At 21.0% G+C, this 3704-nt stretch carries 5 protein-coding genes; all 5 read right to left on the bottom strand.

Annotated elements, in window-relative coordinates:
• Window positions 1-1648, bottom strand: a 1648-nt coding sequence (locus tag ACWYO2_RS05280; RefSeq protein WP_455515440.1) for a hypothetical protein, incomplete at its 3' end; no start/stop codon positions are given.
• 20 nt (window positions 1649-1668) lie between these two features.
• Entirely contained in the window at window positions 1669-2466 is a 798-nt protein-coding gene (locus ACWYO2_RS05285; protein WP_455515441.1) for a hypothetical protein, read from the bottom strand.
• Window positions 2467-3039 (bottom strand): hypothetical protein, encoded by a 573-nt coding sequence (locus ACWYO2_RS05290; protein WP_455515442.1) that lies wholly within the window; start codon window positions 3037-3039, stop codon window positions 2467-2469.
• Window position 3040: 1 nt separating this feature from the next.
• The gene (locus tag ACWYO2_RS05295) at window positions 3041-3430 is read right to left on the bottom strand and encodes a hypothetical protein (RefSeq protein ID WP_455515443.1); all 390 of its coding nucleotides are present in this window, start codon (window positions 3428-3430) and stop codon (window positions 3041-3043) included.
• A 13-nt stretch (window positions 3431-3443) separates the two neighbouring features.
• On the bottom strand, window positions 3444-3704 hold a 261-nt coding region (locus ACWYO2_RS05300; protein ID WP_455515444.1), incomplete at its 5' end, for a hypothetical protein.

The following is a 3704-nucleotide window of genomic DNA, read 5'->3' on the forward strand; positions in this document are numbered from 1 at the left end:
TTAGTCCTTCCTTTTTTTCATCTAAAAAAAGTAAATATTTTCTAAAAATATTTTCTTGTTTTTCATTGACACCATCTCCAGAGCTCACTAATTTACATTTTCTTTTAATATATTCTTCTATAACGTTATCCATAATTCTTCTAAATCTTGGATATATTCTTATTCCTTTTGAATCTAATCTATAACTTTCTTTTACCAACCTTTTTTCAACTAATATATTTATTAATTTTTCGTATCCTATAACTTTAATATCATCAATATCTTTTTCTCCAAATTCAAGATAATCATATTCTCTAAAATCAACATTAAATCCTATATTGTGGTAATCTAACTTTGAATTAACATAATCATTAACCTTAGAAAGAAATAAATTTTTTAAAAATGATGTTCCTCTTTTAATAAAACTTTCCTTAATATATTTGCAAGAGTATTTACCTAAACTTTGTTCAATTTTAGTTAATTTATTGTCTTTATTTATTAACATATATAAGACTTCTTCTAAATTAATTTCTTTATTCACATCTTCAATTTTTCTAAATGTGTTAAATCCCTTTTGCTTTACTAAATCACCCACATTTTTATCTTCAGATTTTAAATTTTTATTTTCTTGATCTTTACTTTGATTATTATATTCTTCTAAAATATTATCTATATCTTTTGAAGTCTCTTTATCAATCTTTCTATTAGTTGTTTTTTCAATGTATTTAGATGGAGAAGAATGATAATCTTTCTCATATTTTTCATTTAATTTTTGTTCAATATCATTATTTCTATTTATTATATATTTAGTTTCATTCGGAATAATTTTATTATTAATTATACTTTCGTTATTTTTTTCTTTGGATATATCATAATCATTATTTACTTTGTTATTATTTTTATATTTTAAATATTCTAAAACGAAATCCAATATTTTAGTATCTTTAATCATATTTTTTAAATCTTCAATACTAAATTCACTAGATTGACCTATAAAATCATCTTTTTCATCTATTTTATCCGTAAACTCTTTATCTTCAGGATTATCAACAGGATATACTACTTTCGCATTGTCTTCAATTTTCATTATACTAGATATATCATATTTCTCTAAACTTCTAATATATATATCCATCCCTACTTTAAATGAATCTGTATATATCTTGTTTTTTTTCTCTAAAAATTCAATAACTCTATTTTTACCAAATATATATATTAAAATCAAAATAGTTCCAATATTTATTTTATAAGATTTCCCTTTTATATCATCTGTATACGATTTTAATTCATTTATATCACATATAGATTTTTTTATTTCTTCCCAATTTATAACTTTATTATCAAATATATATTCTGAATTTTCAGATATATATACATTTTGATTTAAATATTTATCTATCAATTCTTTATTATCATTATATAATTGAGATGTAAAATATTTAATTATCAGTTCATCTTGTTCTTTATTCCCCTCTCCAGTATAAAGAAGATAATCAAAATCTACATTTTCATATATTTCTTCTATCATACCTTTACTCATAGCATATCTTCCATAATAATTATTCTTTAACGAATCATAATTTCTCCTAACAAATACTTTAGCTAATAAATCAAAGTATTGTTTTATATCTTCTTTTAATTTATTTCCATCATATTCCTCAATTAACACTTAGTATACTCCCTCCATATTTAATTATTATGTATACTTTTAGCTTTCAAAATCAAATCATTTTTACTAACAATATTGATTTCATTTTTCTTACTTTTAATATCTATTCCTTCTCCAAAAATTTCTACTTCTTTACAAGCTTCTATAGATATGTATCCTTCCGAAGCAACATCTATATTTTTATTTGATTTAAAATGAATTGACTCTGTATTAAATTCAATTTGCTTAGAATTAAAATCAATTAAATTTTTTGAATTTATTTCCATGCCTTTTTTATCTATTTTAAAATCTACATTTTCATTAACATAATTTCTTTTATTTATATCGTTAAATCTAGAACTGTTAGTATTTTTTATAGCCCAAGATACTTTCATATCATTTTCATCTTCACTATAAAATTCAACATCTACTATATCATCTATATCTGGTGCTGGAAATAAGCCTGTATTTGTTTTAGAATAAAATGTTTTATAATATATATCAACCATATTAGTACTTTTTATTCCTGAATAATCCAGTCCTTCTTCAAACTCTACATTCATTATAGCTAGATTATTTTTACTAGATAATTTTTTTACCTTTGCGAATAATGAAGTACCACGTATTTCTCTATTAAACTTCTTTTCTACTTTAAACAAATTTTTATCAACTACTGTTAATTGAGTCACAAAAATACTATTTCTATATAACAATTCACTTTCAATAACCATATATTCTTTATTATCAAAAATTAAATTCATTCCCACAGAATAAAAATCTTCAGTTAATAATTTAATATACTCTACTCCTTTTTTATATTTAAACTTCACGTCAAGCATTTACAACACTCTTTCTATATTAGAAATACAATCATCACCAAAAAGTATTACACCTTCATTAGTTACAAAAATTGCTTCACCTAAATTTGAACAAATTCTAACCAAAAAATTCCAATCTGTTTCTAATTGCCTAAAAACTTTGTTAATAGCTACATTAAATTTTTTAGAAACCACATAACTTATATTACTATCTTTTAATATATCGTCTATGATATTTTTATATGTGATATTTTTATCTTGATATACTCTACTTTTTTTATTTTCATCTAAAAATTTTGAATTATCAAAAGCTTCTAATCTTATAATTACTTTATTATCCATATTTTTATCACTCATAACTTCATAAAGTGTACCATCAAAAATGTTTACTCCTCTATTTCTAACTTTAAATTTTGATTTTGGATTATAAAAGTTTGTTTTAAGTTCTTTATACTTATTTGAATCAACTTCAAAAATCATAATCAAATTAGTGTGCTCATTAAATTTTGATTTCATCTCTAATTCAGATAATTTAAACTCTTTAACTAGACAATCTCCTAATTCAAGTTCTAATACTTCTCCATTGATTTTCATATTAATCATCTCCTAATATTAATCTTTTAGATTTAAGAAAATATTTTTGCTTAAATCGTATACAATAATCACCTAAATCATTATCTAAACTAAATTTTTGATTTAAAAAATCTATAAACATTTCCTTAAATTCTAAAGTCATTTTATTTTCTTCATTAAAAATATATTCTAATTTAATATTTCTATATGTTCTATTTGTTTTATCTTCTATCCAATTGATAAAATATTTAAAATGATCCTTATTTAAAATTTTTATAACCATTTCCATATTTAAAACATCATCTCCAACACTTAAATTATCATCAACTGGATCAAAAGAATATTTTAAACTAACTATTTCTTCATCTAAAATTAAGTTATCTTCTTTTATCGTTACCCTATATTTAAACATGATTTACTCCTTTTTAAAAAACTATAGATTTATCACTATAACCAACAGATTTATTTCCTATTAAGTTAAAATGTTTTTTCCAAAATATTCTAATTTTTTCTTTATCATTTAAAAAATATTTCTCTATATATTCAATAGCTTTCATTTTTTCTAAATCTTTACTATAAGGAGTAAAAATAACAATCTTATTGTCATCTAAATTTTTATAAACTATACATTCGTTAAAAATTTCAAAAAATATATTTTCTAAAATATATTTTGAATTCCTAGTAAT

This window comes from Pseudostreptobacillus sp., from assembly GCF_977040545.1.